This is a genomic window from Thioclava sp. JE_KL1 (assembly GCF_009296265.1).
Lineage (GTDB): Bacteria > Pseudomonadota > Alphaproteobacteria > Rhodobacterales > Rhodobacteraceae > Thioclava.
The window spans coordinates 1-13,379 of the sequence record NZ_WBJS01000012.1 but is presented as its reverse complement, the minus strand read 5'-3'; the positions used below and the strand labels follow the sequence as shown (position 1 = coordinate 13,379).

Below are 13,379 nucleotides of genomic sequence, written 5' to 3'. Positions count from 1 at the left end.
CCGCAAGCGATTACAGATCGAAGGTCGCGAAAACCGGCGCGTGATCGGAAGGCTTCTCCCAACCGCGCGCCGCCCGCAGCACGCGACTGCCATGAGCCGCGTTCGAGATATCCGGCGTCGCCCAGATATGATCGAGCCTGCGGCCCTTGTCGGCGGCATCCCAGTCGCGCGCCCGATAGGACCACCACGAATACAAAAGCCCCTCGGGGATGTCCTGCCGGGTGATGTCCACCCATTTGCCCGCCTCCATCGTGTCGTGCAGATGTTCGACCTCGATCGGCGTGTGGCTGACGATCTTCAGAAGCTGCTTGTGGCTCCAGACGTCATCCTCGCGCGGCGCGATGTTCAGGTCGCCCACAAGGATCGATTTCTGCGGCGCTTCGGCTTTGAAGTAATCGCGCATCTGAGTGAGGTAATCGAGCTTCTGCCCGAACTTCTCATTCACCTCGCGGTCCGGCACGTCGCCGCCTGCGGGGACATAGAAGTTGTGGATCGTCACGCCATTCTCGAGCGTGCCCGCGACGTGACGCGCATGGCCGAGATCGGCGAAATCATGGGCGCTGTTCTCTTCCATCGGGATTTTCGAGAAGATCGCGACGCCGTTGTAGCCCTTCTGGCCGCGCGCAACCATGTGGGTGTAGCCCAGTGCCTTGAAGCCCTCGAGCGGGATCTTCTCGACCGGGCTCTTGCACTCCTGCAGGCAGAGGACGTCGGGCGCCTCTTCCTCCATCAGCTTGCGCACCAGCCCCTCGCGCAGCCGCACCGAGTTGATGTTCCAGGTCGCCAGCGTGAAGCTCATCTCATTCTCCCGTTCCAAAAGCCGCGCGATCATGTCGAAGGGCGGCCGCTTTCGCAACCGCCCCTCTTCGCTCTTTCAAAATATCCCGGGGTGAATTGGCCGATAGGCCAAGAGGGGCAGTGCCCCTTATTCCGCCCAGCCGGAGATCGACTTCACGTCGCAGAATTCCTCGATGCCCCAGCGGCCACCCTCGCGCGCCCGGCCAGAGGATCCCACGCCGCCGAACGGCGCGCCTGCGCCGCGGTCCTGGCCGTTCATCTCGACCATCCCCGAGCGCAGCTGCCGCGCCAGACGGTTCCGCCGTGCGCCATCGCCCGATTGCAGGTAGTTGGTCAGACCGTAAGGCGTGGCATTGGCCACCTCGATCGCCTGCTCCTCGCTGTCGAACGGCATGATCGACAGGACGGGGCCGAAGATTTCCTCGTTCATGATCGTCATCGAGGGATCGCAATCGGCAAAGACCGTCGGACGGACATAGAAGCCGCGATTGAGATGCTCGGGCCGCCCGGGACCACCCGCGACGAGTTTCGCGCCCTCCGCGATGCCGGTCTCGATCAGGCCCTGAATCTTGTCGAACTGCGCCTTGTTCACGACCGGGCCGATATGCTTGCCCTCCTCGCGCGGGCTGGCCACCTGCGTGGCCTCGGCGGTCTGGCGTGCGATTTCCACGGCCTTGTCATAGGCCGAACGCTCGACCAGCATCCGCGTCGGCGCGTTGCAGCTTTGGCCCGAGTTCTGGAAGCAATGGCGCACGCCGCGCGCCACCGCATCCTCATCCGCATCGGCGAAGATCAGATTGGCGCCTTTGCCGCCCAGCTCCAGCGTCACGCGCTTGAGCGTATCGGCTGCTGCCTTCGAGATCGCGCGCCCCGCGCGGGTCGAGCCGGTGAAGGAAATCATCTCGACATCGGGATGGGTCGAAAGCTGCGTACCGACGCCAACGCCATCGCCATTCACGAGGTTGAACACGCCCTTGGGCAGACCCGCCGCGTCGAGGATTTCCGCAAACAGCAGCGAGGACAGCGGCGCTTCCTCGGACGGTTTCAGCACCATCGTGCAGCCCGCGAGGATCGCCGGGATCACCTTCAGCGTCACCTGGTTCATCGGCCAGTTCCACGGCGTGATCAGACCCACAACGCCAACCGCCTCATAGGCGATCATCGCGCCCGGCGTGCCGTCGCCCAGCGGATGCACCCAGTCGAACGCTTTCGCCGCGTCGATGAAGTTCTTGATGTGATAGGCGCCCGCGCCCCACTGGTTGCGGCGCGCGAGATCGATCGGCGCGCCCATCTCGAGGCTCATCGCCTGCGCCATATCCTCGGCGCGCTCGGCATAGACCTTGGCGATCCGCTCGACCGCCGCGATCCGCTCTGCCGGATCCGTGGCCTTCCAGCCGGGCAGCGCGACCTTCGCCGCGGCGACCGCAGCATCCGTATCAGCTTGGTCACCCAGCGAGATCACCGCGCAGGGATCCTCGGTCGACGGGTCGATCACCTCGTAGTCGCGCGCCGCCTTGGGTGCGACCCACGCCCCGTCGATGTAGAAATTCCGTTTCTCGATCATATCAGCCTCCGGCACACAGATGTTGCGCGCGAGCGTTTCACCACTCCCCGTCCTGCGCAAGGCCTGACGAAAGGTCGCAGGCTCCGAGTTTAAAAAGGTTCTAAACTGGCTGGAACGGACCCCGACGAGGGCTTATATCCCGCAAAGACGTGATTTTACGCAAACACAGGAGGTTTTTCATGGGCCTGCGTATCAATGACACCGCTCCCGATTTCACCGCCGACTCGACCGCTGGCGAGATCAAGTTCCACGACTGGATCGGCGACAGCTACGCCATCCTGTTCTCGCACCCGAAAGACTTCACCCCGGTTTGCACCACCGAATTCGGCGCAGTTGCTCAACTCGCCCCCGAGTTCGAGAAGCGCAACACCAAGGTCATGGGCGTCTCCGTCGACAGCGTCGAAGAGCACGTGAAGTGGAAATCGGATATCGAGCAGGTCGCAGGCGCGCCCGCGAACTTCCCGATCATCGACGACACCTCGCTGAACGTCTCGAAGCTCTATGACATGCTCCCCGCCGATGCCTACATGCCCGACGGCCGCACCGCCGCGGATTCGGCCTCCGTGCGTACCGTCTTCATCATCGGCCCGGACAAGAAAGTCCGCCTGACCATGTCCTACCCGATGTCGGTCGGCCGCAACTTCGCCGAGATCATCCGCGCGCTCGACGCCGTTCAGGCGACCGACGGCAAGCCCTTCGCGACCCCCGCGAACTGGGTGCCGGGTCAGGACGTGATCGTCGCGCTGTCGGTCTCGACCGACGAGGCGAAAGAGAAGTTCGGCGAAGTCGACGTCAAACTGCCCTACCTGCGCACCGTCAAGTCGCAGGGCTGAGCCCAGCTTACCCGCTTACGAGAGAGCCCCGGCAGCGTCCGGGGCTTTTTCATATCCGCGCCACCCACCCGAAGCGCAAAAAGCAAAAGGCCCCGGATCGCTCCGGGGCCTTTCTCAATCTTCTAGCGGATCAAACCGATCAGTCGGCTTTCTCTTCGCGCTTTTCCGGCGCGATTTCTTCGCCGGTTTCCTGATCGACCATCTTCATGCCAAGGCGCACCTTGCCGCGATCGTCGAAGCCCAGAAGTTTCACCTTCACTTCCTGACCTTCCTTGAGCAGATCGCTCGGGTGGTTCAGGCGCTTGTTGGCGATCTGGGAGACGTGGACGAGACCGTCACGCTTGCCGAAGAAGTTCACGAAGGCGCCGAAATCGACGAGCTTCACGACCTTGCCGGTGTAGATCTGGCCTTCTTCGGGCTCAGCCACGATGGCGTGGATCATGTCATGCGCTTTCTTGATGGCCTCGGCATTGGCCGAAGCGATCTTGATCACGCCGTCGTCGTTGATGTCGACCTTGGCACCCGAGACTTCCACGATCTCGCGGATGACCTTGCCGCCGGAACCGATCACTTCACGGATCTTGTCGGTGGGAACGGTCATCGTCTCGATGCGCGGAGCGTGGGCGGAGAATTCCGTGCGGCCCGCGGAGAGCGCCTTGTTCATCTCGCCGAGGATGTGCATGCGGCCAGCGCGTGCCTGCTCCAGAGCTTTCTCCATGATCTCGGCGGTGATGCCGGCGACCTTGATGTCCATCTGCAGCGAGGTGATGCCCTCTTCGGTGCCTGCGACCTTGAAGTCCATGTCGCCGAGGTGATCCTCGTCGCCAAGGATGTCGGTCAGAACGGCCCAGGAGCCATCCTCTTCCAGCACCAGACCCATCGCGACACCCGCGACGGCCGATTTCAGCGGAACGCCCGCATCCATCATCGCCAGCGAGCCACCGCAGACCGACGCCATCGAGGACGAGCCGTTGGACTCGGTGATCTCGGAGACGAGGCGGATCGTGTAGGGGAAGTCGGTCGCAGCCGGGAGAACCGCCTGCAGCGCGCGCCATGCGAGCTTGCCGTGGCCGATCTCACGACGACCGGGCGAACCGACGCGGCCAACTTCGCCGACCGAGTAGGGCGGGAAGTTGTAGTGCAGCAGGAAGTTCGAGCGCGAGTTGCCGTGCAGCGCGTCGATGATCTGCTCATCGTCGCCGGTGCCCAGCGTGGTCACGACCAGCGCCTGCGTCTCGCCGCGGGTGAACAGCGACGAACCGTGGGTGCGCGGCAGCAGACCGGTTTCCGCCACGATCGGGCGAACCTCGTCCAGCGCACGACCGTCGATGCGGCGACCGTTCTTCACGACGTCACCACGCAGAACAGCCGATTCCAGCTTCTTCATCGCGGTGCCGAGGGTCGGATCTTCGAGCTGCTCTTCGGTGAGCTGCGACTTGATCTCTTCCTTGGCGGCGTTGACGGCGGCCACGCGCTCTTGCTTGTCGGAGATCGCGTAAGCGGCACGCATCTTCTCTTCGCCCAGACCTTTGACGGTCTCGAGCATCGCCGAGTAATCGGGCGCCTTGAAGTCGAAGGGCTCTTTCGCGGCGGCTTCTGCGAGATCGATGATCATGTCGATCACCGGCTGCATCGCGTCATGGCCGAACTTGACCGCGCCCAGCATCTCGGCTTCGGACAGCTCGTAAGCTTCCGATTCCACCATCATCACGGCGTCCTTGGTGCCCGCGACGACGAGGTCCAGACGCTGCTCGGGGTTTTCCCGCAGCTTCTGCATGTCGTCGACTTCGGGGTTCAGGATGTATTCGCCATCCGAGAAACCGACGCGCGCAGCGGCGATCGGGCCCATGAACGGCACGCCCGAGATCGTCAGCGCGGCCGAAGCGGCGATCATCGCGACGATGTCGGGCTCGTTGACGAGGTCATGCGACAGCACGGTGCACATCACGAGCACTTCATGCTTGAAGCCTTCCACGAAGAGCGGACGGCACGGGCGGTCGATCAGGCGCGAGGTGAGCGTCTCTTTCTCGGACGGACGAGCCTCGCGCTTGAAGAAGCCGCCCGGCACTTTACCGGCGGCATAGTATTTCTCTTGGTAATGAACCGTGAGCGGGAAGAAGTCCTGGCCCGGCTTCGGTTCCTTGGCAAAGGTCACGTTGGCCATGACGGAGGTTTCGCCCAGAGTGGCGATGACCGAACCGTCAGCCTGACGGGCAACCTTGCCGGTTTCCAGCGTGAGCTCTTCTTCGCCCCACTGGATGGATTTTTTCACAACATTGAACATTCAGCGTATCCTGTCTGGGAGCTCTCACGGGCGTATCCCGTGTCTCCCGATTTGAATGGCGGCCCCATTGCCGCCGCCCCCTTATCCTGTTGCACGCGCCCGGGGGCTCGAGGCGTCACGTCTCAGATGGGCCTGCCAATACAGGAAATGAAGGGGTTTGGGAAGCGAAGAGTCCTTAGGGAAAGAAACGGCCAGCGCCCAATTCTGGCCAGATTGGCCCGCCATCCTCGGCCTGTAGTTATTAACATTGATTATTGTGGCCCCATGAACAAACCCACTGCCCTTTTCATCGATGGCGAGAACATCTCCGCCACTTTTGCTTCCCAGATCCTCAAGTTCGCGCCAGGCGCTTTCATCCGGCGTGCCTACGGTGATGTCGCGCAGATTAGATCGTGGGGTCACAGCCCTTCGATCCGGCTGGTGCATTCCGGAAGCGGCAAGAACGCAGGAGACGTGTTGCTCGCCCTCGACGCACTCGAGCTCGCTTTGGAACGACGCGCCGAACGGTTCGTCATCGCAAGCTCCGATGGTGACTTCACCCACCTCGCGACCAGGCTCCGCGAAAAAGGGATGGAAGTGCTCGGCGTCGGACAGGAGAAAGCGCCGAAGGCATTTCGTGAAAGCTGTTCAGTGTTTCATCTGCTGAAGTCAAAAACGACCGCAGCTCCGACACGACCGCCAGCAGTCAAGAAATCTGCCAGTCTCGATAAAAAAATTCGCGCAGCGATCGAGGCACACAGCAAGGACGGCGCTGGAGTGCCCCTCGCGGAACTGGCGACGATCATGAAGAAAGACCACGGGGTCTTGATCGGGAACTTGCCAGATAAAAAGTGGCGCCCCTATTTTTCGAACCGTCCGAAACTCTTCGCGCTTGATCCAAAGGGGCCCAAGGCACGCGTGCGATGCCGTCCTAATGGATTTTCTCAACTTTCCGCCGCAGCGAAATAGCCAGAATGCAAAACGCCCGCCCCTTTCGGGACGGGCGCAATGATACTCGTAAGCTCTTCGATCATTTGATCGGGCGGAACTCGCCTCTGTCTTCCGACGCGAGGCTCACCACCACGATGGCGATGAAGGCCGCGATGAAGCCCGGGATGATCTCGTAGAGGAACGAGCCCCAACCCAGCGAAATCCAGACGATCACGGTCACGGCGCCGACGACCAGGCCAGCCACGCCGCCCAGACCCGTCATGCGTTTCCAGGTCAGCGACAGGATGATCAGCGGACCGAAGGCGGCCCCGAACCCGGCCCATGCGTTCGACACGAGGCCAAGCACTTTGCTGTCTGGGTTCGACGCGATGATGATCGCCGCGATCCCCACGGCCAGCACGGCAAGACGGCCGACATTCACCAACGTGCGGTCCGAGGCGTCCTTGTTGAAGACGATCTTGTAGAAGTCTTCGGTCAGCGACGAGGACGACACCAGAAGCTGGCTCGACACGGTCGACATGATCGCCGCCAGAAGCGCGGCATAGAGGAAGCCAGTCACCAGCGGATGGAACAGCAGGTTCGACAGGATGATGAAGATCGTCTCCGGATCCTGCACGTCGAGCCCGTTACGCTGCGCATAGGCGCGGCCGAAAATACCGACCGAGATCGCGCCGATCAGCGAGATCGCCATCCAGCCCATACCGATATTCCGCGCTTTCGGCACGTCGGCGACCGAGCGCACGGCCATGAAGCGCACGATGATATGCGGCTGGCCGAAATAGCCCAGACCCCATGCGACCGCCGAGAGCCAGCCCGCGAAGGTCAGCCCGTTCGTCATCGACAGGAAATTCGGGTCGATATTGCTCAGCCGGCTCGCAGCCGCGTCCACCCCGTCGCCCTGACCGGTCGTGAGGATCACGATCGGCATGATGACGAGCGCGAGCATCATGATGCAGCCCTGCACGAAATCGGTGAGCGACACGGCGAGGAAGCCGCCGATCACGGTGTAGACCAGCACGACACCCAGCGTCAGGATGACCCCGGTCATGTAGCTGCCACCGAAGGCGCTGGCGAAGAGCTTTCCGCCGCCGACGAGGCCCGACGCGGTATAGACCGCGAAGAACACCACGATGATCACCGCCGAAACCATCCGCAGCAAGGTCGCGTGGCTCGGGAAGCGATTGGCGAGGAAGCCGGGGATGGTCAGCGCGTTGTCATAGCGCTCGGTCTGCTCGCGCAGACGCGGCGCCACGATGACCCAGTTCACGAAGGCGCCGACGAAAAGGCCGATGCCGATCCAGCTTTGCGTCAGGCCCGACACGAAGAGCGCGCCCGGCAGACCCAGAAGCAGCCAGCCCGACATGTCCGATGCGCCTGCCGACAGGGCGGCAACCGCAGGCGGCAGGTTACGTCCGCCCAGCATATATTCCTCAGAGCTCGACGTGGACTTGCGCCACGCATAGACCCCGATGGCCAGCATCAGCACGAAATACAGTGCCAAGCTGATCCAGACTCCGATCTGCATATCTCAATCCTCCCTGTTAACGCACCTGCAAGGTAGGGCAGATGCTCGCGTTTTCCCGTTTGGAGCGGACGATACAGGAGGACAAGAAGTCGAACCGACCAAAGTTTTTTGACAGGAAGGCTATTCACCCAAAAGTTTTAAAATTTGCAGGCATAAGGGCTGTTATTGCCAATTTGCGCAATTCAGTCGGAATAGTGCAAATGAAAACGCCCGCACCAAAGGCACGGGCGTTTCGAATTCCAATCCGAGGCGGATTAGCGGCGCAGGCCGAGACGCTCGATCAGCGACTGGTAACGTGCGACGTCTTTCGCCTTCAGGTAGTCGAGCAGCTTGCGGCGCTGCGCGACGAGCATCAGAAGACCACGACGCGAGTGGTTGTCTTTCTTGTGCTCTTTGAAGTGCTCGGTCAGGTTCGCGATGCGCTTGGTCAAAACTGCGACCTGAACTTCCGGGGAACCGGTGTCACCTTCTTTGGTGCCGTATTCCTTGATAAGCGCGTTCTTGTCTTCGACAGTGATCGACATCGGGATCTCCTTACATTGAGGGTTCGGGCGCAAGCCGGGATGTCGTCCAGCAAGGTCCATAGACTGCCCCTTTCGGAACAGATGCGCGCATATAGACGCGAATCGTCGTGTTGAAAAGCCTTATTTCAAAGCGCTATGGCCTGCTGCGCCGCGAATTGCGCGGGCGTGAGCAGCGCCACGTCCTGCGCGCTCAGCCCCGCCGCGTCCAGCACCTCGGCCAGCCGGACGCCGTCGAGCAGGATCCACGCCGCATCGGGATGCGCCTCGGACGGCTCGATACTGATCTGCGGCGTGGCGGCACCCTGCGGATCGTAGATGACCGCCAACCGGTCCTGCCCGGCCGTGTAATCTGCGATTGTCGCAGGGGCGTCCGGATCGATCCAATCGCCCAGCGCGAAACTGTCGCCCTCTTCGCCGCCATGCAGCCAATCGCCCGAGCCGCCGAGCAGCACGTCCTCCCCTGCCCCGCCATTGAGCGTATCGGCATCGGCCGCCCCCGCATCGCGCGTCTCCGGCGTGACGCCGACCAGAAGGTCGTCCCCGGCATCGCCGTTCAACTCGTCGTTCCCGGCATCCCCGGTCAACGTATCAGCGCCATCCGCCCCGCTCAGCGTGTCATCGTCGGCGCCGCCCGCGAGCATATCATCGCCCGCGCCGCCGATCAGCGTGTCCTCCCCGGCCTCGCCAAAGAGCCGATCCGATCCGAACTCGCCGGATAGGAGATCCGCCTCCGTTCCGCCGACGAGTTCATCCTCGCCGTCGCCGCCAATCAGCGTGTCGCCCCCCGCATCGCCCCAGAGCGTATCGTTGCCAGACGCCCCGAGGAGCTGGTCGTTGCCGTCCCCGCCCCAGAGGCTGTCATCGCCATCATAGCCATTGATCTGATCGTCACCCGCCTCCCCGGCGATCGCATTGTCCTGCGCGTCACCCCAAGTGATATCGTCGCCCGGTCCGGGAGCCGGTGGCTCGACCGGATCGGTTGGCGCCTCCCCCGCGCTGACCTCGGCCAGCAGCGATCCTGCGCCGTCACTCGGCACGTTGGGATCCGCTTCATCCGCCGGAGGCTCATCACTCTCGGCATCCGACGAAGCCACCATGAGACCCGCCGTGGCGCCCGCCATCAGCAGGCCCAGAACACCCGACAGAAACAACATCTCTCTCACCCCCGTGAAGATGCGAGAAATCTACCGCTGCCGGCGCGGATCCCCTAGGAAACAAGCGTTAAATGCTTAACGGCGCGCTCAGCCTTCGCGGGTGAACCACAGCTCGGGCTGATGCTCATAGGCGATATAGAGCGGATGCTTCGGCGCGCCCGCCTTGGTCAGCCCGAGGTGATGCAGCGCCCTTCCGCTTTCGCGCAGCAAGTCTTCCACATCAGCGCCCCGCGACAGATGCGCGCCATGCGCGCCCCAGGCGCAGATGATCCGGTCCTCGGGGCCGCCCGCCCAGTCGAGGCTCTCGCGGATCGCCGCATCGTTTTCCGGCCCGACCGGGTCCGGCTGCGCCCGCATCACCTTCGGATCGGTCGCGCGATAGGCGAAGATATTGGTCACCCGGAACGCCCCGAAGCCCAGCGCCCGCGCGCGGCGCTCGCAGCGCTCCACGGTCGGGTCGTTCTGCACCTCGGTCGCGGTCGAGGGGTTGAGCATGATGAACAGCGCCCGCGGCTTGGTGCCGTCCCAGACCCGCGTGAGCAGATAGCGGTAATTCTCGCAATCCGAATAGACCGCGATGGAGGGGGCGTCGCCTTTGATATGCTCGCGGGTGATCATCTCTCGTCCTGACCGTTATGTGCGTGACAGAGGGCGGATGCCTCCGGCAGGGATATTTGGACCAAGGGGAAGGGGCGCGTCAAAGGTTGAAGACGCGGCTCGGATGGACCTCGCCGGATTTGTAGATGCCGACGGCGAGCGGCTTGCCCTCATGGCTGACCCAGACTTCCTCGCCCCATTCGGCCTCGCCCGGCAGCACCATGCCCGGATTGCCGTTCTTCAACCGCACCGCACCTTCGGGCGTGGCCTTGAGCTGCGGCAGATCATCGAGCCCCAGTTCCACGGGCAGCAGTTTCTCATCGAGCTCGGGCGTCTTGGCGAGCTCTTCGATCTCGGCCAGCGTGATCCCGTCGCTCGCCTCGAAGGGCCCCGACCATTCCCGGCGCAGCCAGAGCACATGGCCGAGACAGCCGAGCTTCTGTCCCAGATCGCGCGCGATGGAGCGCACATAGCCGCCCTTGCCGCAAACCAGCTCCAGTTCGACCGTATCGGCATCGGGGCGGCCCAGCATCACGAGGCTTTCGACGTAAAGAGGCCTCGCGGCGAGATCCATTTCCTCACCCGCCCGGGCCAGCGCATAGGCGCGCTCGCCATCAACCTTCACGGCGGAAAACTGCGGCGGCACCTGTTCGATATCGCCTTCGAAGGCGGTCAGCGCGGCGGCGATCTCTTCATCCGTGGGGCGCAGATCGGAGGTCCGGGTCACCTCGCCCTCGGCATCGTCGGTCTTGGTCGCAGCGCCCAGCCGCACCTGAAACCGGTAGCATTTCAGCGCATCGGTGATGAACGGCACCGTCTTCGTGGCTTCGCCCAGCGCGACCGCCAGAACCCCGGTCGCCGCCGGATCGAGCGTGCCCGCATGGCCCGCCTTCTTGGCGCCCAGCGCCCAGCGCACCTTGTTCACCACCGATGTCGAGGTGATGTCCGCGGGCTTGTCCACGATCAGCCAGCCGGAAATGTCGCGACCCTTCTTGCGTGCCATGAGGCCTCCATATTCCAAGGGTGCGCCTGCTAGCCCAAGCTGCGCGAGCCGTCAATCTCCAGCAGCGGGGGCGGCAGGCGCGATCAGCGCGACGATCGGTCCCATCGGCAGGCCCATATCCTCGCGCCCCTGACCGGGCACTGTCAGCCGCGAGATCTTGCCGTCGAGATAAAGCGCGTTCGGCACCTGCATCTCGTCGCGGAAGAAACGGCCGAATTCGTGAAAGCTCACCGGCGCATCGGAAATCGCGAAATAGGCGGTCTTGCCATCGGCCGAGACCCCCACCCCGTTGCGGATATTCTTCGACGTGCCATCGGCGAGGAATTTCGGGTGCAGCGCGCCGTCGATCACCAGCATCGGCCCCGATTGCGTCGCATAGGTGCAGTCCTTCGGATCGGCGGCAAAGGCGCGCGATTCCGTCACCGAGAACCTGTCTCCGATGCAGAAGACCCCGTTGGGCAGCAGACCGAAATTGCCCGGACCTTCAGAGGTGACGATCGAATGCAGCTCCTTGCCGTTCTCGATGAACAGGCCCACCGGCTTGCGATCGGGATGATACATCCCGGCATTCATCGCGAAGACGACACGGTCGCCTTTGGGCACGACTTCGGAAAGCCGCTCTGGCGTGCCGATCAGATTGCCGTCGGGATCGTCGAGGAACAGCTTCAGGTCCTGCCCGAGCTGTGCCTCGCAAACGGTGTAGGTGGTGCCGTCGAAGCTGCGATCCGCGCAAGGGGCGTCGGCCAGCGCAGGCGTGGCCAGCAGCATCAGCGCCGCAGCATTAGTCGCGATCGTCTTCATCGTCTTCGTCATCGTCGCGCGCAGCGATATCGCGCTGCACCGTCTCGTCCGAGAATATCCGACGCGTCTCATCGAGACGGTCATAGGTCTCGTCCAGCCGGAAGCGCAGATCGGGGCTGTATTTCGCGGTCATTTCCTTGCCGAGCAAGCGGCGCAGCTCGCCCTTGTTGCGCGCAAGCGCCGCGATCAGCTCTTTGCCACCTTCGCCGCCCAAAGGCGTCACATAGGCGGTCGCGACTTTAAGGTCGGGAGAGCAGCGCACCTCGCCCACCGTCACCGAGACGCGGTTGAGGTCGGGATCATGCACATCGCCGCGCATCAGGAGGTCCGACAGCGTGCGCCGGATCAACTCGCCCATGCGAAGCTGACGTTGCGAAGGGCCATCGCCCGAGGAGAAACGGTTCTTTGCCATGGCGCTCACATAGGGCGTCTGCGGGTTTTGCGCAACGGGGGCTTTGCCAAGTCCGCCTGTGCAAGCTAGATAGCGCGAAACCGTGAAGGAGAAAGACATGAGCGACCTGCCGGGCATCGTGATCACCGGAGCGTCGGGCCGGATGGGCCAGATGCTGATCCGCACCGTGAGCGAGAGCGACAAGGCGCGCCTTGTGGGCGCCGTCGAACGCACGGGCCATGACTGGGTCGGCAAGGATCTGGGCGAGGCGATGGGCGGCGCGCCGAACGGCGTGATCGTGACCGACGATCCGCTCGAGGCGTTTTCCGGCGCGCAGGCCGTGATCGACTTCACCGCGCCTGCCGCCACCCGCGAATTCGCCAAGATCGCGGCGCAGGCACGCCTGACCCATGTGATCGGCACGACCGGCATGGACGAGGACGACATCACGGCGCTCAAGCCGTGCGCGCGCCATGCCGTAATCGTGCGGGCGGGGAATATGAGCCTCGGGGTGAACCTGCTCACGCAGCTGACGAAGAAAGTCGCAGCCGCGCTCGATGCCGATTGGGATATCGAGGTGATCGAGGCGCATCACAACAAGAAGGTCGATGCGCCCTCGGGCACCGCGCTGATGCTGGGCGAGGCGGCGGCGGAAGGCCGTGGCATTTCGCTCGACGACAATCGCGAGTCGGGCCGCGACGGCATCACCGGGGCGCGCAAGCATGGCGCGATCGGTTTCTCGGCCATTCGCGGCGGCGATATCGTGGGCGAGCATGACGTGCTGTTTGCCGGCATGGGCGAGCGGATCATCCTGCGCCATGTCGCCACCGATCGCGCCATCTTCGCGCGCGGCGCGCTCAAGGCCGCGCTCTGGGGTCAGGACAAGCGCCCCGGCGAATACGACATGCTGGACGTGCTGGGGCTCTGAAAGGCGCCCTCTTCCTCTTGGTTCAAATATCCCGGGGGTCCGGGGGC

At 63.4% G+C, this 13,379-nt stretch carries 13 protein-coding genes; 3 read left to right on the top strand and 10 right to left on the bottom strand.

What is annotated here, in order from left to right; translation table 11 throughout:
• Positions 1-10: 10 nt before the first annotated feature.
• Entirely contained in the window at positions 11-799 is a 789-nt protein-coding gene (locus tag F8R15_RS17925; protein WP_078542609.1) for an exodeoxyribonuclease III, read from the bottom strand.
• Between the two features lie 126 nt (positions 800-925).
• On the bottom strand, positions 926-2,362 hold the full coding sequence (locus F8R15_RS17920; protein ID WP_152845496.1) for an aldehyde dehydrogenase family protein: 1,437 nt from the start codon (positions 2,360-2,362) through the stop codon (positions 926-928).
• Positions 2,363-2,541: 179 nt separating this feature from the next.
• Between F8R15_RS17920 and F8R15_RS17915 the strand changes: the two genes are divergently transcribed.
• Positions 2,542-3,195: a peroxiredoxin gene (locus F8R15_RS17915; RefSeq protein ID WP_078521505.1), complete on the top strand. Its 654-nt coding sequence runs from the start codon at positions 2,542-2,544 to the stop codon at positions 3,193-3,195.
• A 139-nt stretch (positions 3,196-3,334) separates the two neighbouring features.
• Here F8R15_RS17915 and pnp read toward each other — a convergent pair whose 3' ends face one another.
• On the bottom strand, positions 3,335-5,479 hold the full coding sequence (gene pnp / locus F8R15_RS17910) for a polyribonucleotide nucleotidyltransferase (protein ID WP_078521507.1): 2,145 nt from the start codon (positions 5,477-5,479) through the stop codon (positions 3,335-3,337).
• 264 nt (positions 5,480-5,743) lie between these two features.
• Between pnp and F8R15_RS17905 the strand changes: the two genes are divergently transcribed.
• The gene (locus tag F8R15_RS17905; protein WP_172976253.1) at positions 5,744-6,427 is read left to right on the top strand and encodes an NYN domain-containing protein; all 684 of its coding nucleotides are present in this window, start codon (positions 5,744-5,746) and stop codon (positions 6,425-6,427) included.
• 61 nt (positions 6,428-6,488) lie between these two features.
• Here F8R15_RS17905 and putP read toward each other — a convergent pair whose 3' ends face one another.
• The 7 genes from putP to rbfA all read right to left on the bottom strand — a co-directional run bounded on the left by putP (position 6,489) and on the right by rbfA (position 12,425).
• Complete coding sequence (gene putP, locus F8R15_RS17900) at positions 6,489-7,934, bottom strand: sodium/proline symporter PutP (RefSeq protein ID WP_152845494.1); 1,446 nt, start codon at positions 7,932-7,934, stop codon at positions 6,489-6,491.
• A 254-nt stretch (positions 7,935-8,188) separates the two neighbouring features.
• The gene (gene rpsO, locus F8R15_RS17895) at positions 8,189-8,458 is read right to left on the bottom strand and encodes a 30S ribosomal protein S15 (protein WP_075776826.1); all 270 of its coding nucleotides are present in this window, start codon (positions 8,456-8,458) and stop codon (positions 8,189-8,191) included.
• A 125-nt stretch (positions 8,459-8,583) separates the two neighbouring features.
• Positions 8,584-9,612 carry a calcium-binding protein gene (locus tag F8R15_RS17890; RefSeq protein WP_152845493.1) on the bottom strand — a complete coding sequence of 343 codons (1,029 nt, stop codon included), beginning with the start codon at positions 9,610-9,612 and terminating at the stop codon, positions 8,584-8,586.
• 87 nt (positions 9,613-9,699) lie between these two features.
• On the bottom strand, positions 9,700-10,230 hold the full coding sequence (locus tag F8R15_RS17885) for a DUF1643 domain-containing protein (RefSeq protein WP_152845492.1): 531 nt from the start codon (positions 10,228-10,230) through the stop codon (positions 9,700-9,702).
• Between the two features lie 79 nt (positions 10,231-10,309).
• Positions 10,310-11,212, bottom strand: a complete 903-nt coding sequence (truB, locus tag F8R15_RS17880; RefSeq protein ID WP_152845491.1) for a tRNA pseudouridine(55) synthase TruB — start codon at positions 11,210-11,212, stop codon at positions 10,310-10,312.
• Between the two features lie 51 nt (positions 11,213-11,263).
• Entirely contained in the window at positions 11,264-11,980 is a 717-nt protein-coding gene (locus tag F8R15_RS17875; protein ID WP_253732739.1) for a phosphodiester glycosidase family protein, read from the bottom strand.
• A 13-nt stretch (positions 11,981-11,993) separates the two neighbouring features.
• Complete coding sequence (rbfA, locus tag F8R15_RS17870) at positions 11,994-12,425, bottom strand: 30S ribosome-binding factor RbfA (protein WP_078521678.1); 432 nt, start codon at positions 12,423-12,425, stop codon at positions 11,994-11,996.
• Positions 12,426-12,522: 97 nt separating this feature from the next.
• On the opposite strand from rbfA, the gene dapB reads away from it, so the two are divergent.
• Positions 12,523-13,332, top strand: a complete 810-nt coding sequence (dapB, locus tag F8R15_RS17865) for a 4-hydroxy-tetrahydrodipicolinate reductase (RefSeq protein ID WP_083078015.1) — start codon at positions 12,523-12,525, stop codon at positions 13,330-13,332.
• Positions 13,333-13,379: the final 47 nt, after the last annotated feature.